A 21,360-nucleotide genomic window follows, 5' to 3' on the forward strand; every position below is an offset into this window, starting at 1 on the left:
GTGCCTCACGTTTTGACGCAATCAGCTTCAGGAGCCCAGCAATGACTCAACTTTCCTTCATCGTCCCGTCCGCGATCCTTCGCGCGCGCGTCGTGGCATGGGTCACCGCGGTCGGCGTGCTTGGCACGTTCGCGGCCGCCCCCGTGCTGCTGGTCGCCACGCCGGCGGCTCACGCACAGTCGACCTACCGGAGCCCGGACGCCGCCGCCGAAGCGCTCACCGACGCCATCGCGAGAAACGATCACGACGCCTTGCGACAGGTGCTCGGCAAGGACTTCGGCCGCTTCATCCCGACCGACAACATCGGCGAGCAGGACATCTACGACTACCTCGGCGCGTGGGCGAAGCAGCATCGCATCGTCAACGATGCCGCGCCGCTCGGCGGACAGGCGAGCGCGCACGTCGAAGTCGGCGACAGCGGCTGGACGCTGCCGATCCCGCTCGTGCAGCGCGCGAAGGGCTGGCAGTTCGACCTGCCCGCCGCGCGCGACGAGATCATGACGCGGCGCATCGGCCGCAACGAGCATTCGGCGATGCTCTCCGCGCTCGGCTACGTCCATGCCCAGCACGATTACCAGAAGCAGCAGCAGCACTTTGCGCAGCGCTTCGTCAGCACGCCGGGCAAGCGCGACGGCCTCTATTGGGACAGCGCGCCCGGCGAGCCGGAAAGCCCGCTCGGCCCGCTCGCCGCGACGATGCCGAACCACACCCTGCCCGCCGACGCCTATCACGGCTACCATTTCAAGATCCTCACGGCGCAGGGTCCGCACGCGAAAGGCGGCGCCGGAAGCTACGTGAGCGGCGGCGAGATGTCTAAGGGCTTCGGCCTCGTCGCCTGGCCGGCGCAATACGGCAAGACCGGCGTGATGACGTTCATCGTCAACCAGGACGGACAGGTCTACGAGAAGAACCTCGGGCCGTCGACGGCGACCGCCGCCGCCGCGCTGCGCCAGTTCGATCCCGACGACAGCTGGCAGCCCGTCTCGCCCTGAGACCGCCGAACGCTGCAGGGCCGGAGAGGACGAGCGAGGCCCGCCGCCGGGCCTCGCAGGGCAGCGCATCAGCCCGAAGCGGTATAATTTCACTCTTTCCATCAGCGCCGTCCCAATCGATTTTCAGGGCACGGGTTCGAGCGGCTGCAAGCGGGTTTCGAGCGAGTTGCAAAGCGCGCCGTTCGGGCGCGGGCATCGTCGGTCGCTCTGACTCGCCAGGTTTTCGACCGGCGCCTGTCGGCAAACCGTGCCGAAGCCGCCCAAAACCGCGCCAGAAGGCGACCCGCACCCGCCGCCCAAAGTCGACACCCAGGGCACGGCGCCCGAGCGCACGCCGCGAAAACCGTCCGCATCACACCACTTGCCTACTCTCAACCGATTCGCCATGACTGCCCAACTCATCGACGGCACCGCCCTGTCCAAGAAACTCCGTACCGATGTCGCCACCCGCGCCGCCGCCCTCACCGCCCGCGGGCACCAGCCGGGCCTGGCCGTCGTGCTGGTCGGCGACAATCCGGCGAGCGAAGTCTACGTGCGCAACAAGGTGAAGGCGTGCCAGGACAACGGCCTGCATTCGGTGTTCGACCGCTTTCCGGCGTCGCTCTCCGAGGCCGATCTGCTCGCTCATATCGACACGCTCAACCGCAATCCGGCGATCCACGGCATCCTCGTGCAGTTGCCGCTGCCCGCGCACATCGACAGCCACAAGGTCATCGAGGCGATCGCCCCGGAAAAGGACGTCGACGGCTTTCACGTCGCCAATGCGGGCGCGCTCCTGACCGGCAAGCCGCTCTTTCGCCCGTGCACGCCGTATGGCGTGATGAAGATGTTCCAGGAATACGACATCGACCTGAAGGGCGCGAACGCGGTCGTGATCGGGCGCTCGAACATCGTCGGCAAGCCGATGGCGCTGCTCTTGCTCGAAGCCGGCGCGACCGTCACGATCTGCCACAGCAAGACGCGCGACCTCGCCGCGCACACGCGCAACGCGGATGTGGTCGTCGCGGCGGTCGGCCGCCGCAACGTGCTCACCGCCGACATGGTGAAGCCGGGCGCGACGGTGATCGACGTCGGCATGAACCGCGACGACGCCGGCAAGCTCTGCGGCGACGTCGATTTCGCGGGCGTGCGGGAAGTGGCCGGCTTCATCACGCCGGTGCCGGGCGGCGTCGGCCCGATGACGATCACGATGCTGCTCGTCAACACGATCGAAGCGGCCGAGCGCGCGGCGCAACGGTAGGCACGCGCATCGCAGCCATCGCGTCCGTAGCGACAATCGATTTGAGATTTGCTTTCATCGCCCCAATAATCGCCCTGTAGCCATGAACACGGGCGGGCGCCTCGCGGCCCGTCCCTTACACGAGACCGGGAGAGCCATGAGCGACACCACGTTAGCCACGTCAGCGGATCAGGCCAACCCGCCCAACCCGCTGCTCGATTTCTCCGACTTGCCGCGTTTCGGCGAGATCAAACCCGAACACGTGACGCCCGCGCTCGACGAACTGCTCGCCGCCGCGAAAGCGGCCGTCGAGCACGCGAGCGCGCCCGATACGCCCGCCACCTGGAAAGACATCGTCCAGTCGGTCGAATCGGCTTCCGAGCGGCTATCGCGCGCGTGGAGCGTCGCGGGGCACCTGAACGCCGTCGCCGATACGCCCGAGCTGCGCGCCGTTTACGGTGAAAACCTGCCGCGCGTGACCGAATTCTGGGCGAGCGTCGGCCAGAATCTCGCGCTCTACGAAAAATACAAGGCGATCGCAGCCGGCGACGAGTTCGCCACGCTGTCGCCGGAACGCAGGAAGATCCTCGAAAACTCGCTGCGCGACTTCCGTCTCTCCGGCGCCGAACTGGCCGAGGACCGCAAGCCGCGCTTCGCGCAGTTGCAGGAAGAACAGGCGGCGCTGTCGAAGGCCTTCTCGGACCACGTCCTCGATGCGACCAACGCGTTCGCCCATTTCGTCACGAACGAGCGCGAACTCGCGGGACTGCCCGAAGACGTGATCCAGGCGGCGCGCGAAGCCGCGCAGAAGGACGGCAAGGACGGCTGGAAGTTCACGCTGCATTTCCCGTCGTATTTCCCGGTGATGCAGTACGCCGAACACCGTCCGTTGCGCGAGGCGATGTATCGCGCCTACGTGACGCGCGCGTCCGAGCTTGGCGCGATGTACGGCGACGGCAAGCCCGAATGGGATAACACCGCGAACGTCGCAGAGAATCTCAAGCTGCGCGCCGAAGAAGCGCATACGCTCGGCTACCAGAACTTCGCGGAAGTATCGCTTGCGCCGAAGATGGCCGAGTCGCCCGCGCAGGTGATGGCATTCCTCGAAGACCTCGCGAAGCGCGCCCGCCCGCACGCCGAAAACGACTGGATGGAACTGCGTGCGTTCGCCGCGACCGAGCTCGGCATGCCCGAACTGCTGCCGTGGGACGCGACCTTCGCCGCCGAGCGCCTGCGCCAGCAGCGCTATTCGTTCTCGGAAAACGAGGTGAAGCAGTATTTCCCGCAGGAAGCGGTGCTCAAGGGCCTGTTCAAAGTCACCGAGACGCTTTTCGGCGTCTCGATCCGCCGCGACGAAGCGGCCGTCTGGCATCCGGACGTGCGTTTTTTCCGCGTCGAGAACCAGGACGGTTCGATGGTCGCGCAGTTCTATCTCGACCTGTACGCGCGCGAAGGCAAGCGCGGCGGCGCCTGGATGGACGATGCGCGCTCGCGACACAAGCTCGCGGGCGGCGACGTGCAGACGCCCGTCGCGTACCTGACGTGCAATTTCTCCGCGCCCGTCGGCGGGAAGCCGGCGTGCTTCACGCACGACGAAGTCATCACGCTCTTTCACGAGTTCGGTCACGGGCTGCATCACATGCTGACGCGCGTCGATGAAATGGGCGTCTCGGGCATCAACGGCGTGGAGTGGGATGCGGTCGAACTGCCGTCGCAGTTCATGGAGAACTTCTGCTGGGAGTGGGACGTGCTCACCGACATGTCCGCGCACGTCGATACCGGCGCGCCGCTGCCGCGCGAACTCTTCGACAAGATGCTCGCCGCGAAGAATTTCCAGAGCGGCCTCGGCACGCTGCGGCAGATCGTATTCTCGATGTTCGACATGGTGCTGCACACGTCCTACGACCCGTCGCGCGACGAAGGCAAGAGCGTGACCGACGTCGCCCGCGAGATCAACGAGAAGTTTCATGTGGTGCCGCAGGCGCCGTTCTCGCGCTGGCCGAACACGTTCACGCATATCTTTTCGGGCGGGTATTCGGCGGGGTACTACAGCTACAAGTGGGCGGAGGTGCTGTCGGCGGATGCGTATGCCGCGTTCGAGGAAGCGGCGAAGTTGGCGAACCGGTCGGTGCTGGATGCTGAGACGGGTATTCGCTATCGACGCGAGATTCTGGAAGTGGGCGGCAGCCGGCCCGCGATGGAATCGTTCAAGGCGTTTCGTGGACGGGAGCCGAATATCGATGCGCTGTTGCGGCATAACGGGATGACGGCGGATGCAGTGCATTTGCGGGTGGATTGATTTTCCCGCTGTGGAGATGTTGTGATGACAAAGGCCCTTTCGAGGGCCTTTGGTTTTGCGGGTATCGATATTTGATGGTTGGTTGCGGTGTTATCTGTTGCGGGACTAACGTTGCGGCACGACAAGCTCGCGTTGCTCAGCGGCGGATTTCGATCGAAAACCGTTTGAGGAAATCTGGGAAGCGAATCGGCGGCGAGGAGCTTACGGCGCCGATAAAGTCGCGAAGCCACACGTAGGGCTCGACGCTGTTAAGTAAAGGATTTGTTACGCACTCGGAGCGTGTCTTCTCGGTCCATGCCACCTAAATGACGACAAGACTGCTTCCAGAGTTTCCCTTAACCGCAGCATTGACTCAGGTGATACATCGATCTCCCCATAATGGCCGTCTGACATTGTAGATCCATACTTTGAGCACATAAGACCGTTCAGTATAAGAACCCCACCATTTGGCGCATTGATGAACTCATTTTCAACTGGTTTAAGTTCAAGGGGCTGAGGTTTCCGGCCTGCGCCTAGACCCCGAGGACGATCTTCAAGGTGTTGGGCCGTATTGCGAACACCACGAAGGTGAGGGAAAGCGTCTGCGAACTTCGCATGATGAGTTGCCACGTCCGCAGGGACTTTTTCTTCCTTCGCAAGAACGCCGAAGAATTTATCGAAAGCATCGAGCGCGTACAAAAATGCACGGGTGTAAATGAATGACAAGTTATGTTCGAACTCGCATGGCACAACGCCGGTTGCCCACCTTTCTCGCTTGAAGCGGACTTCGGTTTCAAAGTGGATTTCGTCAAAATTATCCCAAGGCTGGATGCCAGCATGCATTTTCTCAACGGCATGCCGGATCTCAGACCGACGCTGCAAATCGCGCTCCCAGTTCTCACGATCTGCAACCGAGCGGCCAATCGACTGCGCGCCAATAAACAAATTTAATGCCGCATTGGCTTCAAAAAATTGCGATTCAAGAAATCGAAGCTGCCCCTCAATCCGCCACGTCCATTCCCTGTCTTCATAGTCGAGCCATGTACCTGGGGTAACTATTTCAAACACAATCATGGTCGTCCTTTAACGCTAATATTCTGTTTAGTTTATCTAACACTTTAATTAGTATGCCAGACGACATTGACCATGCCTGCGACCGGACGCCACAGGAATATCTCTTGCACACAACACACGCGGCTTGCCGGGGAATCTGGTCGTCTAGTGGGGTGTTCTGAAGTGAGCGCAACCGGTCGTTCCGCGACACCTCATTAGCACTTGCGTCCCTCTGCTCACACTGCGCCCATAAAGAAGAAGGGATCGTTGATACGGTTACCCGCTTTTCACCGCTCCAGCCTAAAACTCACCTCCCCCGGCCTCCCCTCCAACGCCAAACTCGCGCGTACCAAAGGCGACCGACTCACCACCTTCCCCCGCCGAACCACCGCCGTGCGCGCCGCCCGCAACCGTATCGCCTCCACCGGATCGCGCGCATCCAGCACCACGCAATCCGCGTTGCATCCCACTTCGATCCCATACCCTTCGATCCCGAGGATGCGCGCGGGCGTCGTCGTCACCGCGTCGAACGCGGCGCGCATGCCGTCGATGCCCGTCATCTGCGCGACGTGCAGCCCCATGTGCGCGACTTCGAGCATGTCACCCGAGCCGAGGCTGTACCACGGGTCCATCACGCAGTCGTGGCCGAACGCGACATCGATGCCCGCCGCCAGCAACTCCGGCACGCGCGTCATGCCCCGCCGCTTCGGATAAGTATCGGAGCGCCCCTGCAGCGTGATGTTGATGAGCGGATTCGCAATCGCCGCGACGCCCGCTTCGCGCATCAGCGGAATTAGCTTGCTGACGTAGTAGTTGTCCATCGAATGCATCGACGTGAGATGCGAGCCGGTCACGCGTCCGTGCAAGCCGAGCCGGTGCGTTTCGGCGGCGAGCGTTTCGATGTGGCGCGACATCGGGTCGTCGCTTTCGTCGCAGTGCATGTCGACGCGCAGGCCCTTTTCCGCCGCGAATTCGCACAGCAGTTTCACCGACGCCGCGCCGTCCGCCATCGTCCGCTCGAAATGCGGAATGCCGCCGACCACGTCGACACCCAGCGCGATCGCGCGCTTCAGGTTCTCGAACGCGCCCGCGCAGCGCAATACGCCGTCCTGCGGAAACGCGACCAGTTGCAGGTCGAGATACGGCTTCACGCGGCGCTTCACTTCGAGCAGCGCTTCCACGGCGAGCAGGCGCGGGTCGCATACGTCGACATGCGAGCGGATCGCGAGCAGACCGCGCGCGACGGCCCAGTCGCAATACTGCATCGCGCGCTCGACGAGCGCTTCCTGCGTCAGTTCCGGCTTCAGTTCGCCCCAAAGCGCGATGCCTTCGAGCAGCGTCCCCGACGCGTTCACGCGAGGCAGGCCGTAGGAGAGCGTCGCGTCCATGTGAAAGTGCGCGTCGACGAAAGGCGCGGTCACGAGCGAACCGTCCGCGTCGATTTCTTCGCGCGCGGCGGCCGGCAGATGCGGCTCGATCGCGACGATGCGGCCGGCTTCCATCCCGATGTCGACGGTATCGCGGGAACGGGCGAGCGCGGCGCGGCGGATGATGAGGTCCATGGGCGACTCCTTGGGCTTGCGGTTTTGTCGTTCCGGTCGATTGTAGCGGGACAGAAAATGCGCGGGTCCTGGGCGATAATCGAGGTCCCTCGCCACATCGACCCGATACGAGAATCGTGAAAATCGCCACCTGGAACGTCAATTCCCTCAAAGTCCGCCAGCAGCATGTGATCGACTGGCTCGAACTGAGCCGCGTCGACGTGCTGTGCCTGCAGGAACTGAAGCTCCCCGACGAGAAATTCCCGCGCGCCGACTTCGAAGCCGCGGGCTTCAAAAGCTGGTTCGCGGGACAGAAGACGTATAACGGCGTCGGCATCCTGGTGCGCGACGGCGTCAACGTCGACGAAGCGAGCATTGTGCGCAACATCCCGGGCTTCGACGATCCGCAGCAACGGGTGATCGCCGCGACCGTTGAAGGCGTGCGCATCGTGTCGGCGTATTTCCCGAATGGACAGGCCGTCGGCAGCGAGAAGTTCGCCTACAAGATGCGCTGGCTGGACGCGCTCGCCGACTGGATCGGCGCCGAGATGAAGCTGCATCCGAAGCTCGCGCTGGCGGGCGACTACAACATCGCGCCCGAAGACCGCGACGTGCACGACCCGAAAGCGTGGGAAGGTCAGAACCTGGTGTCGCCGGAGGAACGAGCGCACTTCGTGCGGCTCGTGGAACTCGGCCTGACCGACGCGTTTCGCAAGTTCGAGCAGCCCGAGAAGCTCTTCACGTGGTGGGATTACCGCATGCTGGCGTTTCGCCGCAATGCTGGGCTGCGTATCGACCACATCCTGCTGTCGGCGGAACTGGCGTCGCTTTGCTCGGCCTGCGAAGTCGACAAGGTGCCGCGCAAGTGGGATCAGCCGTCGGACCACGCGCCCGTGATCGCGACGATCGGCTGAACGATTGTGAAGACGCCGCGACGATCAGGCGTCGAGATGCAGTTCCTGGATCTTGCGCGTGATCGTATTGCGTCCGATGCCGAGGCGCTCCGCCGCTTCGACCTTGCGGCCGCGCGTGAAATCGAGCGCTTCGCGAATCACGGCCGCCTCGAAGCGGCGCGCGAGTTCGTCCATCACATCGGCGGTGTTCTCGCGCAAGAGCCGCGCGACTTCGGTGCGCAAGCCGTTCTCCCACACGCTGACCGGCACGCCCGCAGGCGCCGCGCCAGCTAGCGTCGCCGGCATGCCCGACGTGCCGTTGCTACCCGCCGCCGGCTGCGTCATGCCTCCCGAATCCGCGTTCGCCGCGAGCGCGGTGCTTTCGCCGGCATATTCCTGCGTCGGTGTGAGATCGGGCGGCAGGTCCTTCTGCTCGATCGTCTGCGCGGGCGCCATCACCGTAAGCCAGTTGCAGAGGTTTTCGAGCTGCCGAACGTTGCCCGGAAACGGCAGCGACGCGAGATAAGCGAGCGCCTCTTCCGACACGCGCTTCGACTCGACGCCGAGATCGCGCGCGCTCTTTTGCAGGAAGTGGCGCGTGAGGAGCGGTATGTCCTCGCTGCGTTCGCGCAACGCGGGCAGTCGCAGCCGGATCACGTTCAGCCGGTGATACAAGTCCTCGCGGAACAAGCCCTGACGCACACGCGATTCCAGATTCTGGTGCGTCGCCGCGATCACGCGCACGTTCGCCTTGAGCGGATTGTGACCGCCGACGCGATAAAACTGCCCGTCCGACAACACCCGCAACAGGCGCGTTTGCAGGTCGAACGGCATGTCGCCGATTTCGTCGAGGAAGAGCGTGCCGTTCTCGGCCTGCTCGAAGCGGCCCTGCCGCATCGCCTGCGCGCCGGTGAACGCGCCGCGCTCGTGGCCGAAGAGTTCGGACTCCAGCAGATCCTTCGGAATCGCCGCCGTGTTGAGCGCGATGAACGGGCCGTTCGCGCGCGGGCTATGTCGGTGCAATGCGCGCGCGACAAGCTCCTTTCCGGTGCCTGATTCGCCCGTGATGAGCACGGTCGCCGCCGAATGCGACAGCCGGCCGATCGCGCGGAACATGTCCTGCATCGCAGGCGCCTGGCCGAGCATCTCCGGCGTCTCGGTCACGCGGTCGTCATAAGCGGCTTCGCCGCGCATGCTTTCGTCGACGGCGCGGCGGATCAGCTCGACCGCCTTGTCGACGTCGAACGGCTTCGCGAGATATTCGAACGCCCCGCCCTGAAACGCGGCGACGGCGCTGTCGAGATCGGAGAACGCGGTCATGATGATGACCGGCAGCCCCGGCAGCCGGTCGCGCACGGTTTGCAGGAGTTCGAGGCCCGAGCCGCCCGGCATGCGGATGTCGGACACGAGCACCTGTGGACTTTCCTGCTCGAGCGCGGCGAGCGCATCGCGCACGCCGGAGAAACTGCGCGTCGCGAAGTTCTCGCGTGCCAGGGCTTTTTCGAGCACCCAGCGGATGGATTGGTCGTCGTCTACTATCCAGATCGGCTTCATATCGTTCGGCGAGAAGTCTTCGTGTGGTTCGGTGTGAGCCCGTCGAAACGCTCAGGCGTCAAATGATGGTCTGGATGATCAAACTGCTTGGTCAGCACCGCGACCTCAGCTTCCAAACGGAAGCAGGATCGCGAATTCGGTGCAGCCCGGCCGGCTCTCCACTTCGATCAATCCGTCGTGCTGCTGAACGAAGGACTGCGCGAGCGTGAGGCCGAGACCGCTGCCGTCTTCGCGGCCCGACACGAGCGGATAAAAGATGCGCTCGCGAATATCGCCGGGGATGCCAGGGCCGTTGTCAGTGATACGCAAGTCCAATGCCAGTTTGTGCAGGCGCTTGCCGATCGTGACCTTGCGCGCGATCCGCGTGCGCAGCTCGATCTTGGCGTCGCCCTGCGAAATGCGCTCGCGCAACGCTTCGGCCGCGTTGCGCACGATATTGAGGAGCGCCTGAATCAGTTGTTCCTTGTCGCCGCGCAGGTCGGGCACGCTCACGTCGTAATCGCGTTCGATCGTGAGGCCACGCGGAAACTCCGCGAGGATCACCTGCCGCACGCGCTCGCACACTTCGTGGATATTCACATCGCCGACGATATGCGGATGACGATGCGGCTCCAGCAAGCGGTCGACGAGCGTTTGCAGCCGGTCGGACTCCTTGATGATCACCTGCGTGTACTCGCGCAGCTCGTCGCGTTCGCGCGCGCCAAGTTCGAACTCCAGCAACTGCGCGGCGCCGCGAATGCCGCCGAGCGGATTCTTGATCTCGTGCGCGAGATTGCGGATCAACTGCTTGTTGACCGCGGTCAGATCGTGGATGCGCTCTTCGCGGTCGCTTCTCAGATGCCGCTCGTTCTCGAACAGTTCGAGCAGCACGTAGTCGGCCGCCACTTCGAGGTAGGCGACGACCGCATGCACATGCAGCGGCTCGCGCCCCGGGCGTTCGAGCACGGCGTCGAGATGCGTCGCGTTGAAACGGTTTTCCGCAATTTTCGCGATCGTGCCGACCAGCTCTTCCGCGTTCGCGAAAAGCTCGGGCCAGTGCGTCTGCGTCAACTGCTTTCTCGACATCTCCAGCATCGACTCCGCCGACGGATTCGCATACGCGATCTTCAGACTGCGCTTATCCAGCACGAGCACGACGGTCGGCAGCGCCTCCAAACCCGGCAAGAGACCCGTGTGCACGAGCTGCGAATCGTCCGACAGCGCATCGGACTGCGTCTTTCTCGACTTGATCAGATTCTTGAGAACCATCTTGCGATGAGGCCTTGGTCGTGGATCTGTCTTGAAATTCAGGCGCGGCGGCGATTAAAAAAGGGACGGCGCGCCGTCCCTTTTCTGTCGTTTACCGCGTTGCTCGCAACGAGGCGCGCGCTGCATCGGCCCGTACATCGCACAGGCGATCAACCCGCGCCATCGAGCGCGCTTACAGCGAGTAGTACATTTCGAACTCGATCGGATGCACCGACTGACGGTAGCGTTGCAGCTCGCCCGTCTTCAGTTCGATGTACGCGTCGAGCATCGAATCCGTGAACACGCCGCCGCGCGTCAGGAACTCGCGGTCTGCGTCGAGCGCGTCGAGCGCCTGGTCGAGCCCGGCACACACGGTCGGGATCTTTGCATCCTCTTCCGGCGGCAGGTCGTACAGGTTCTTGTCGGCGGCTTCGCCCGGGTGGATCTTGTTCTGCACGCCGTCGAGACCCGCCATCATCAGCGCCGAGAAACACAGGTACGGATTCGCGAGCGGATCCGGGAAGCGCGTTTCAATACGACGGCCCTTCGGATTCGACACGTGCGGAATGCGGATCGATGCCGAACGGTTACGCGCCGAGTACGCGAGCTTCACCGGTGCTTCGAAGTGCGGCACGAGACGCTTGTACGAGTTCGTACCCGGGTTCGTGATGGCGTTGAGCGCGCGAGCGTGCTTGATGATGCCGCCGATGTAGAACAGCGCGAATTCCGACAGGCCCGCGTAGCCGTTGCCCGCGAACAGGTTCTGACCGTCCTTCCAGATCGACTGGTGAACGTGCATGCCCGAACCGTTGTCGCCGACGACCGGCTTCGGCATGAACGTCGCCGTCTTGCCGTACGTGTGCGCCACGTTGTGGATGATGTACTTCATCTGCTGCAGCCAGTCGGCGCGCTGAACGAGCGTCGAGAACTTCGTGCCGATTTCGTTCTGGCCCTGGCCCGCCACTTCGTGGTGGTGCACTTCGACCGGAATGCCGATCTGTTCGAGCAACAGACACATTTCCGAGCGGATGTCCTGGAACGTGTCGACCGGTGCGACCGGGAAGTAGCCGCCCTTCGTGCCCGGACGGTGGCCGGTGTTGCCGCCTTCGAAGTCCATCGTCGACGACCACGGTGCTTCTTCCGAACCGATCTTGACGAACGTGCCCGACTGGTCGGTGCCGAACTTGATCGAGTCGAAAATGAAGAATTCCGGTTCCGGACCGAAATAGGCCGTGTCGCCCAGGCCCGAGCTCTTCAGGTACGCTTCGGCGCGTTTCGCGAGCGAGCGCGGGTCGCGTTCATAGCCCTTGCCGTCCGACGGTTCGACGACGTCGCACGACAGCACGAGCGTCGATTCCTCGTAGAACGGGTCGATGAAGGCGGTGTCGGCGTCCGGCACGAGCAGCATGTCCGACGCTTCGATGCCCTTCCAGCCGGCGATGGACGAACCGTCGAAAGCGTGGCCGCTTTCAAATTTGTCTTCGTCGAATGCCGAAACCGGCACCGAAACGTGTTGTTCTTTGCCGCGCGTGTCGGTGAAACGGAAATCGACAAACTTGACGTCCTCGTCCTTGACGAGTTGCATGACGTCGGCCACGGATTTACTCATTACCTATCTCCTGATTAACAAAAGTCGGCGAACGACTTCGCCGCCCCGTACCGATCCGAAAACTATCGGCGTCTACAAAGCAGCTTCCATGCCAAGACGCACCATCGTTGCGCCAAGCAATTGAAGCAGCGCGCATTTTCGGTGAAGGTTCCCTTTTCGCCGCTCGGTCCGTTCGATGGCCGACGCGCGGTAGTGCACGAAAATGGTGCTTCATCCAGCTACTCGTCTAACGTTAGCACCGAAACGAGGCATTCGATGTTTCGCGCACCAACTTGATGCATTGCGCAGGCGGTCGCGTCTCTTAGCGCAGGCTCACAGGCCGCGGCACCGTCACGCTAGAATGAGCTTTTAAGCTCTCCGGAGACTTGCGTCATGAGCACGCTCGAGCAGTTATACGGTCAGGCCACGGCTCGCGCCGCCGAGAACCGCTTGCCCTACGCCGGCGCCATTCTGCCCACTGAGGCGTTCGAATTGCTGCAACTCGATCCGCGCGTGCGCCTCGTCGACGTTCGCACCCGCGCGGAACTCGACTGGGTTGGCCGCCCGGCGATCGACGGCGCGCAGTACGCCCACATCGAGTGGATCCGCTACCCGGGCTCGGTGCCGAATGCCGAGTTTATCGAACAACTACGGCAAGTTGCCACCCCGGATACCCCGGTTTTGTTCCTCTGCCGCAGCGCGGCGCGCTCCAAGCTCGCCGCGGTGGCCGCGCAGAAAGAAGGCTTCACGCAGGCGTTCGACCTGCTGGAAGGTTTCGAAGGCGACAAGGACTCGCAGGGCCATCGCAAGACCGTGTCGGGCTGGTGCTTCCGCAAACTGCCGTGGATCGGCGCCTGAGAGCCGCTCGGAGTCGTTGAAACCGCCGGCCGTCACGCGTCCGGCTGCGCCTCCACTATTTCCCCGCCGAGGGCGTGGACGCCCTCGCGCAGCGCTTCGAAAGCCGCGCCCGCGGTCTCCGGATCGCCTTTCACACCAAGATCGATATGAGCGCGCGCGTAGATCGCCCCGCGCGACGCATCGCCGACGCTCGGCAGGCTGAACACCCGCACGCCCGGAAAGTCCTGCTCGATCGCGACCATCAGCGGCGTGATGCGCGACTCGGGCAGTCCGAACACCAGCACGGACCGCTCGACATAAGGCTTCGCGTGATGCAGATGCGCGTACTTCGTGTCGAGCACCCATTCGATCATCGGCCACGCCATCACCGGAAAGCCCGGCACGAAATGATGATCGGCGACAGAAAAACCGGGAATCCGGTTGTAGCTGTTCGGAATGATCGACGCGCCCTGCGGGAAGGTTCCCATGTTGAGCCGGTGCAGGTTCTCGGGCGACTCCAGATCGACCGGCTTGCCCGCCGCCATGTCGATCACGCGCGCCCGAATCAGCTCCGCGGCTTCTGGATGCAGCGCGAGCGGCACGCCGAGCGCGCGGGCGGCGCATTGCCGCGTGTGATCATCGGGCGTCGCGCCGATGCCGCCCGTCGAGAACACCACGTCATTCGACGCGAACGTGCGCGCGAGTGTCGCCGTGATGCGCGCGGGGTCGTCGCCGATGTATTCCGCCCAGTCGAGCGTGAGACCGCGCGCCGCCAGCAATTCGATGATTTTCGGCAGATGCTTGTCCGAGCGCCGGCCGGACAGAATTTCATCGCCGATGATGATGACGCCAAAGCCCATGAAAGCCTCTCAGGATTGAACCGGCAACGCCGGCACGCCCGTCGTTCCGGCACGCAGGCGTTCGAGCGCGTGCAGGCAGTAATGCGCGAACCAGAGCGCCGAAAAGACGAGGATGAATGCGTAGATCCAGATCGTGGCTGCGGCGACGACCGGAAAAAGCGGCAGCAGCCATACCGACCAGGCCCACAGCATCGTCGGCAGCGAGCCGAACAGGCCGCTCACGATGCCGATTGCGAAGAGCGGCCAGCGCGCCGTCCGCACGATCTGGCGGCGCTCATCGGCGCTTGCGTGCAGCGCGAGCGCGTCGTAGGTCATCACGCGATAGGTCAGCCAGCCCCACAGCAGCGGGGGAATCAACGCGAAAAACGGCGGGATCAGCCACAGCGGCAACGTCACCACGAGCAGCACCAGACAGACGACCGTCGTCACCACCGAATGGCCGAGACTGCCGTACCACGAGCCGCCGCGTCGCGCTTCGAGCGTCGCGTATTGCCGCCGCGTGAGCAGCTTGACGACGGCGGGCATCGACATCGTCGCGATCAGCAGCAGAACCGTCACGACGATCAGCGGAATCGCCATCACGACGACCAGAAACGGCGCAATGACCGAATGCAGCGACGAGAAGCCGAAGGAATCGAAGAGACGGTACATCGAGGACGTGAACGCCCAGCCGTCGAGCCAGCCGGTCGCCGCGCCCGTCAGCGTCTGCCAGAAGAACCACAGGACGACACCCCACCCCGCCGTCGCGACGGCGAACGGCATGAAGGTGAGCCAAAGCATCCGCGGGTGAAACGCGTTCGCGAGCGCGCGCACGAACGAACGCAGCAAGTCATTCATGCGTGATTTGCCTGAAAGGGAACAACTACGTGCATGGGGCCGAAGCCAAACGCCGACGCCGGCCGACAAAGAAGACAGGATAAACCACGGAAGGCCGGCCGCGCAGTTGGCCGATTGGCCGACCGCTGGCCGTTGAAAGAACAAAACAGTGCGCGCCGCCGAAGACGGCGCGTAGGCCGTCAGACCGGCGCGGCGTCGGTATCGGAATTGCGGCGTCCGCCGTTTCGCCACGCGGCGATGCGCGCGCCGATGCGTCTGAACGCGAGCCAATGCTGCTCGATGAACCCGTCGCCGTAGTTCACCGCGCGCGCGTCAGGCGCGGCGATCTGGTCGCGGATACCGGTCGGTTCGACCTCCCGATTCCACGACACGCTGCGGAACAGCATGTCCCACCACGGGAACAGCACGCCGAAATTGCAGCCGTACTGGGTGCCCTCGTGCCCGAAGCCGATGGCGTGATGCCGGCGATGGAACGCCGGGCCGACCAGCAGCCGTTCGCCGAGCCAGCCGTAGTGCAGGCGGATGTTCGCGTGCTGAACGCTTTGCATCAGGTTCGTGATCGCGACCAGCACGACGAACTGCGCCGGCTCCACGCCGATAACGAGTGCGATGGCCGCGAAAAAGCTTGCCTGAAGGATGTCGTCCAGCAGGTGGTTCCGATCATCCGACCAGAGCGACATCTTCTGCTGGCTGTGATGCACGGCGTGCAGTTCCCACCAGAGGCCGAAGCGGTGCTCCAGACGGTGATACCAGTAGCCGGCGAAATCGAGCACGACCAGATAGATGGCGAACGCGAAGAGCGGTTGGGTCGTCACGCCCGGCCAGAGATTGTCGATTTCGAGATTCGGTACGTTATGCAGACGCAGCCAGCTTTGCAGCGAATCGAAGAGCGGCTGGAACGTGAAGAAGAAAAACAGGTTCAGGATGCCCAGTTTCACGATCCACGTGTACAGCACGTCGACCCGCACGCCCTTGCGGTTTTCCCACCTTTCGGCCGGCCGCAGCGCCTCCAGCGGCCGGAGGACCGCGTACATCGCGATCACTTCCAGCACGCCGACGATCACCCAGTAGAGCGCGTCGTAGGTATCTTCGTCGTAGTCCATCAGGCCGACCTTGAACAGGAACGGCTGAACGACGTCGACGTACAGAAGTGTCTGAAGCGCCGAAACGAAACTATCGAGAGACGAAAGGATGGAATGAAACATGGTGCTCCGTCAGATGCAGCGGCCGATCTGCATCAATGGTAGTACACACTCGCCGTCAGGCGCCGTTCGGCGCGCGATTGTAGAAATAAATCCCGTGCGGCGAGCGGCCCACGGCGATCGTCTGAATCAGCTTGCGATTCGTCAGGTCGATGATGCCGATGTGCTTCGCGAAACGGAACGTTACCCACAGATAGCGTTTGTCGGCGGAAAGTTCCATGTCGTCGGGGCCGGGCATGAGACCGGTGATGTCGCCCACGTTCGTGAGCGTGTCCTCGTCGATGATGCTGATCGTGCTTGCCACCCGGTTCGACACCGCGACGTGCTTGCCGTCCGCGAGCGAGCGGAAGTTGTGCGCGCCATTGCCGGTCTTGATCGTCTTCACGACTTTCTGGCTGCGCCAGTCGACCACGGCGACGTAATCGGCGCCCGTCATGCCGACGAGCAGGAACTTGTCGCCGGGCGTGAGCCAGACGCCCGCCGGCACCTTGCCGACCTTCATTTTCCATTTGACCGTCTGCGTCGCGAGATCGATCGCCGCGATTTCACCCGAGACCTGCAGCGAAATGAACGCCGTCTGGCTGTCGTTCGTGAACGCGATGTGGCTCGGCATGGTGGCGAGCGGCAGGCGCTTCGCGATCGAAATGTCCTTGCCGTCGTAGTGGTAGATGTCCAGGCGATCGAGGCGCAGGCCGGTCGTCACGAGCCACTTGCGATCCGGCGAGAAGCCGATCTGGTAAGGATCTTCGATGTTTTCGAGCCAGCGCTGGGTCTTGCCCGTCTTCGGGTCGACGAACATCAGGTTGTTCGAGACCGAATTCGCGACGATCAGCGACGACCCATCGGGCGTCGGCATCAGGTGATGCGGTTCCTTGCCGGTCGGAACGGTTCCGACGACCTGACGGCTGCCTTCGTCGATCAGGCTCAGCGTGGCCTCGCCGGAATTCAGCACGATCACGTTGTTGGCGCTTGCTGCGGTGGCGAGTAAGGCGGCGCCGGCGGCGAGCGCCGCACGGACGACGGTCGCGCGAACGCGGCCGGAGAGGAAGAGATTGCGCATGAAAGGTCGAGTCGAGAAACAGCTGACATTGTAGAACGTTTGCCTGTCCGGGAGCGTTGACCCGGGCGCGGCATTTTGGCGGGCTTGGCCCGAGAAAACGCCCTTTCCCCGGCAATTCGCCAACCGCGATCCCGAATACACGGACGGATTTCCATCGGATCGGCCCTAGATCCCTCGCGCGCCATTCTTAAGATCAAATAGAGAAATAATTGTCAATTTCTCGTTTCAATCGAATTGAAACAAGATAAATCGAGAAACGAGAAACGAGAAATTTTATTTTGGGAATCACCGCTCTCACGCAATGAATTAGCAATTAGGAATATTCGTGTATTTAAGGTCGCGCTTCACGCCGATCATCACGCGCTTCCGGAGAGGGCCTTCGTGCTGCGACTCGCTGCGCCCGACCGGACAGCGCGAGCAACGCCGCGTACGCAAAAAAGAATCGACTTTTTAGAGCGACAGGCTCGGACGACGACGTTTTCCTCGAACCCACAGTAACTCATTGTTTTTGTTAGGCATCCTTTTTATGAACAGAATCTTCAAGGCAGTCTGGAACGAGTCGAACGGCACGTGGGTCGCCGCTTCGGAAACGGCACGGGGAAAAACGAAACGGTCGAGTTCCCGCGCGGCACTGGTGCTGGCTTGTGCAGTGGCCGCGAGTGCAGCAATCGCCGGGCAGGCTCGGGCGGCCGATTGGGTCACCGACGCGGACGGATCGCTCTCGGCTGGCCTCGGCTCGACCGCATCGAACGGCGGGGTCGCCATTGGCTGGAATACGCAGGCTACCGGGAACGGCAGCACCGTGGCGATCGGCGACTACGCGAATGCCAGTCAGGACAGCGCCGTCGCCGTCGGTAATGGCGCGCAGGCGGGAGGTGAGTTCAGCGTCGCCACGGGTTACGGCGCGAACGCGGCGCAAGACGGGGCCCTCGCGATAGGCGGTCTCGCGCAGGCAACCGGCTCGCAGGCTATCGCCACGGGTTCGCAAGCGACCGCCGCCATCGACGGTGTGGCCGTGGGCGCGAATTCGAACGCTGCGGCGCAAGGTGTCGCCACGGGCACCGGCGCAGTTGCTGGCGGCCTCGGCGTCGCATCGGGCTATGGCGCCCAGGCCGCAGACAATTCGACGGCAGTCGGTGGCCTTTCCAAAGCGTCGGAAGATAGCGCGGCGTTCGGCACCAATGCACAGGCAACGGGCAGCGCCAGCGTTGCGGTGGGTTCGGCGTCCAACGCCACGGGCGACAACTCGGTTGCCGTGGGGACGCAGGCGACGGCAACCGCACAGAATGCGGCGGCCTTTGGCGTCAACGCGCAAGCCACCGGTACGTCAAGTCTCGCCGCGGGCTCCGCCGCGAACGCGGCCGGTTCAAACGCGGCCGCAGTTGGCGCGAATGCTTCCGCTTCGGCTGTCGATTCGTCGGCGTATGGTTCAGCGGCCTCTGCCGGAGGCGCCGGCGCAGTCGCCGTCGGGCATCTGTCGAACGCTGCGGGCAATAGCGCGGCAGCGGTAGGCGAACTGGCGAACGCGTCGGGTGAAAGCGCTGTAGCGGTCGGAAGTCTCTCGCAGGCAAATGCAGACGCTACAGTCGCCGTCGGCTCCGCCGCGAACGCCTCTGGTTCAAACGCGGCCGCAGTTGGCGCGAATGCTTCCGCTTCGGCTGTCGATTCGTCGGCGTATGGCTCAGCGGCCTCTGCCGGAGGCGCCGGCGCAGTCGCCGTCGGGCATCTGTCGAACGCTGCCGGCAATAGCGCGGCAGCGGTAGGCGAACTGGCGAACGCGTCGGGTGAAAGCGCTGTAGCGGTCGGAAGTCTCTCGCAGGCAAGTAAGGACGCTACAGTCGCCGTCGGCTCCGCCGCGAACGCCTCTGGTTCAAACGCGGCCGCAGTTGGCGCGAATGCGTCGGCATCGGGTGATCAATCGTCCGCATATGGCGCGGACTCCAAGGCGTCCGCCAACGGCGCGACGGCGATCGGTAACGGCGCACAAGCCACCGGTCAGCAATCGGTTGCGTCGGGGCAGAACGCGAGCGCCGATGTCCAGGGCGTCGCCACCGGCGCAGGCGCCAGCGCCGGCTTGCAGGCAGTCGCTAACGGAGCGTATTCCGAAGCCTCGGCTGCGGGCGCGGTCGCCGTCGGCCATGGGGCTGCAGCAACGAAGGACGGCGCGACCGCGGTAGGCGAGAACGCCTCCGCATCCGGAGAGTCCGCAGCCGCCTTCGGCACGTATGCACGGGCAAGCGGTAACAACGCGGTGGCGATCGGCGCGAACACGCAGGCTGCCGACAACAACGTCGCGCTCGGCTCAGGTTCGGCAGCGACCCAGGCTCCGCGAGACAGCTACACCGGCTACAACCTCACCGGCACGCAAGCATCGAAGGGCGAAGTCAACATCGGCAACCGCACGATCAGCGGCGTCGCCCCCGGTTTGAACGACGACGAAGCCGTCAACGTCGCGCAGTTGAAAAGCGTGAACAGCAAGCTCGACGGCGCGGTGATGTACGACCCCAAACCGAATGGCTCGATCGACAAGACCAGCGTCACACTGGGCGGTATCGGCGCGTCCGCGCCCACGACGCTGCATAACGTCGCGGCTGGTGTGGAAGGAACCGACGCCGTGAATGTCGACCAGTTGAACAGCGCGATCAGCGACGCCGACAACCCGTTCTTCAAAGCGCAAGGCGATCGCGCGAGCGAAGGCGCGAAGGCGACGGGCGCACACTCGGTGGCATCGGGCGCCAACGCATCGGCCACCGGCGACAACGCGTCCGCCTACGGCGCCAACTCGGTGGCCTCCGACACGAGTGCCACTGCAGTCGGCGCGAATGCCAAAGCGGGCTTCGCGGCGGTAGCGACCGGAGCGAATGCCACTGCCAGCGGCGTCGGGGTGGCAACGGGGTTCAGCGCTCAGGCTGGGGAAAACGCAACTGCAGTGGGCGCGCTCGCAAAGGCCTCCGGCGACAGTTCCGCCGCCTTCGGCGTCGGAGCAGTTGCAGGCGCTGACGCTAGCATTGCAGTCGGCTCGCAGGCCAACGCGGGCGGGACGAATGCCATCGCGATCGGCCTGATCGCTCAGGCGGCACAGGAAAACAGCGTCGCCATCGGTCAGGGCGCGACTGCGACGCACGCCAACAGCGTCGCCCTCGGCGCGGGTTCGGCAACGAAGACCGGTGCGCAGTCCAACTACGCCGCCTACGGCCTTTCCGCTCCGCAAACCTCGTCGGGCGAAGTCAACGTCGGCAACCGCACGATCAGCGGCGTCGCAGCCGGTTCCGCCGACGACGAAGCCGTCAACGTCGCGCAGTTGAAGGGCGTGAGCGCGCAGGTCGATACGGTCACGCAAGCCGTCGACGGCGCGGTCAAGTACGACCGCAATCCGGACGGCACCGTCAACAAGACCAGCGTCACCCTCGAAGGCGACGGCGGCACCGCCCTCCACAATGTCGCGGCCGGCACCGCCGCCAACGACGCGGTCAACGTCGGCCAGTTGAACGACGCGCTCGGCCAGGTCAACAACGCCGTCGTCAACGCCGCCAATCCGTTCGTGAGCGCGGAAGGCGACCGCGACACGGAAGGCGCCTCGTCCACCGGCGCGCATTCGGTGGCGGCGGGTGCGAGCGCATCGGCATCGGGCACGGGCGCGGCTGCGTTCGGCGCAGGCGCCACGGCCTCCGGCAACGGCGCGCTCGCCGCCGGCCAGAACGCATCGGCTTCCGGCAACGGCGCCACGGCACTCGGCAGCGGCGCGAAAGCCACCGCCGACAACGCCGTCGCCCTCGGCCAGAACTCGGTCGCGGACCGCACGAACACGGTGTCCGTCGGCGCCGCCGGCCAGGAACGCCAGATCGTCAACGTCGCGCCGGGCACGCAAGGCACCGACGCCGTCAACCTCAACCAGTTGCAGCAAAGTTCGTCGAACACATTGAACCAGGCTAACGCCTACACCAACCAGAAGTTCGACGACGCCCGTCGCGACGCCTACGGCGGCACCGCAGCGGCGATCGCCATCGCGACCCTGCCCCAAGCGGTGCTGCCGGGCCACGGCATGGTAGCGGTCGGCGCGGGCACGTATGGCGGCCAGAGCGCGCTCGCCATCGGCGTGTCGCAACTGTCCGACAACGGCGTCTGGGCCTACAAGTTCACCGGCACCACGAGCACCCGCGGCCAGTTCGGCGTCGGCGTCGGCGCCGGCATGCACTGGTAAGCGGACGGCCTGATCGTC

Annotated in this window: 15 protein-coding genes; 6 read left to right on the top strand and 9 right to left on the bottom strand. The window is 64.0% G+C overall.

Annotated elements, in window-relative coordinates:
• Nucleotides 1-41: 41 nt before the first annotated feature.
• From AWB66_RS03455 to AWB66_RS03465, 3 genes are all read left to right on the top strand, one after another.
• Complete coding sequence (locus AWB66_RS03455) at nt 42-992, top strand: DUF2950 domain-containing protein (protein WP_087628884.1); 951 nt, start codon at nt 42-44, stop codon at nt 990-992.
• Between the two features lie 385 nt (nt 993-1,377).
• A complete protein-coding gene (gene folD / locus AWB66_RS03460) occupies nt 1,378-2,232 on the top strand; it encodes a bifunctional methylenetetrahydrofolate dehydrogenase/methenyltetrahydrofolate cyclohydrolase FolD (protein WP_087628885.1) in 855 nt (284 codons plus the stop codon).
• Between the two features lie 136 nt (nt 2,233-2,368).
• Nucleotides 2,369-4,510, top strand: a complete 2,142-nt coding sequence (locus AWB66_RS03465) for a M3 family metallopeptidase (protein ID WP_087628886.1) — start codon at nt 2,369-2,371, stop codon at nt 4,508-4,510.
• 264 nt (nt 4,511-4,774) lie between these two features.
• Here the strand turns inward: AWB66_RS03465 and AWB66_RS03470 are convergent, their stop codons facing one another.
• Together AWB66_RS03470 and AWB66_RS03475 are read right to left on the bottom strand one after the other, a co-directional pair.
• Entirely contained in the window at nt 4,775-5,563 is a 789-nt protein-coding gene (locus AWB66_RS03470) for a hypothetical protein (protein ID WP_087628887.1), read from the bottom strand.
• 266 nt (nt 5,564-5,829) lie between these two features.
• Nucleotides 5,830-7,104 carry an amidohydrolase family protein gene (locus AWB66_RS03475; RefSeq protein WP_087628888.1) on the bottom strand — a complete coding sequence of 425 codons (1,275 nt, stop codon included), beginning with the start codon at nt 7,102-7,104 and terminating at the stop codon, nt 5,830-5,832.
• A gap of 116 nt (nt 7,105-7,220) precedes the next feature.
• Here AWB66_RS03475 and xth point away from each other — a divergent pair, with 116 nt between their 5' ends.
• Nucleotides 7,221-7,997 carry an exodeoxyribonuclease III gene (gene xth / locus AWB66_RS03480; protein ID WP_087628889.1) on the top strand — a complete coding sequence of 259 codons (777 nt, stop codon included), beginning with the start codon at nt 7,221-7,223 and terminating at the stop codon, nt 7,995-7,997.
• A gap of 24 nt (nt 7,998-8,021) precedes the next feature.
• Here xth and ntrC read toward each other — a convergent pair whose 3' ends face one another.
• From ntrC to glnA, 3 genes are all read right to left on the bottom strand, one after another.
• Nucleotides 8,022-9,530 carry a nitrogen regulation protein NR(I) gene (gene ntrC / locus AWB66_RS03485; RefSeq protein ID WP_087628890.1) on the bottom strand — a complete coding sequence of 503 codons (1,509 nt, stop codon included), beginning with the start codon at nt 9,528-9,530 and terminating at the stop codon, nt 8,022-8,024.
• A 105-nt stretch (nt 9,531-9,635) separates the two neighbouring features.
• Nucleotides 9,636-10,778, bottom strand: coding sequence for a nitrogen regulation protein NR(II) (glnL, locus tag AWB66_RS03490; protein WP_087628891.1), 1,143 nt, complete (start codon nt 10,776-10,778; stop codon nt 9,636-9,638).
• A 172-nt stretch (nt 10,779-10,950) separates the two neighbouring features.
• Complete coding sequence (gene glnA, locus AWB66_RS03495) at nt 10,951-12,366, bottom strand: type I glutamate--ammonia ligase (RefSeq protein WP_087628892.1); 1,416 nt, start codon at nt 12,364-12,366, stop codon at nt 10,951-10,953.
• 372 nt (nt 12,367-12,738) lie between these two features.
• Between glnA and AWB66_RS03500 the strand changes: the two genes are divergently transcribed.
• A complete protein-coding gene (locus tag AWB66_RS03500; protein ID WP_087628893.1) occupies nt 12,739-13,203 on the top strand; it encodes a rhodanese-like domain-containing protein in 465 nt (154 codons plus the stop codon).
• A 32-nt stretch (nt 13,204-13,235) separates the two neighbouring features.
• On the opposite strand, the gene AWB66_RS03505 is transcribed toward AWB66_RS03500, so the two are convergent.
• From AWB66_RS03505 to AWB66_RS03520, 4 genes are all read right to left on the bottom strand, one after another.
• A complete protein-coding gene (locus AWB66_RS03505) occupies nt 13,236-14,042 on the bottom strand; it encodes a competence/damage-inducible protein A (protein ID WP_087628894.1) in 807 nt (268 codons plus the stop codon).
• 9 nt (nt 14,043-14,051) lie between these two features.
• Nucleotides 14,052-14,879 carry an EI24 domain-containing protein gene (locus AWB66_RS03510; protein WP_087628895.1) on the bottom strand — a complete coding sequence of 276 codons (828 nt, stop codon included), beginning with the start codon at nt 14,877-14,879 and terminating at the stop codon, nt 14,052-14,054.
• Between the two features lie 179 nt (nt 14,880-15,058).
• Nucleotides 15,059-16,084, bottom strand: coding sequence for a sterol desaturase family protein (locus AWB66_RS03515; RefSeq protein ID WP_087628896.1), 1,026 nt, complete (start codon nt 16,082-16,084; stop codon nt 15,059-15,061).
• Nucleotides 16,085-16,139: 55 nt separating this feature from the next.
• Entirely contained in the window at nt 16,140-17,141 is a 1,002-nt protein-coding gene (locus AWB66_RS03520; RefSeq protein ID WP_087628897.1) for a YVTN family beta-propeller repeat protein, read from the bottom strand.
• Between the two features lie 526 nt (nt 17,142-17,667).
• On the opposite strand from AWB66_RS03520, the gene AWB66_RS03525 reads away from it, so the two are divergent.
• Nucleotides 17,668-21,342 (top strand): YadA family autotransporter adhesin, encoded by a 3,675-nt coding sequence (locus AWB66_RS03525; protein WP_087628898.1) that lies wholly within the window; start codon nt 17,668-17,670, stop codon nt 21,340-21,342.
• The last annotated feature ends 18 nt before the right edge of the window (nt 21,343-21,360 follow it).

Origin of the sequence: Caballeronia telluris (assembly GCF_001544495.1) — a bacterium.
GTDB classification, from domain to species: Bacteria; Pseudomonadota; Gammaproteobacteria; order Burkholderiales; family Burkholderiaceae; genus Caballeronia; species Caballeronia telluris.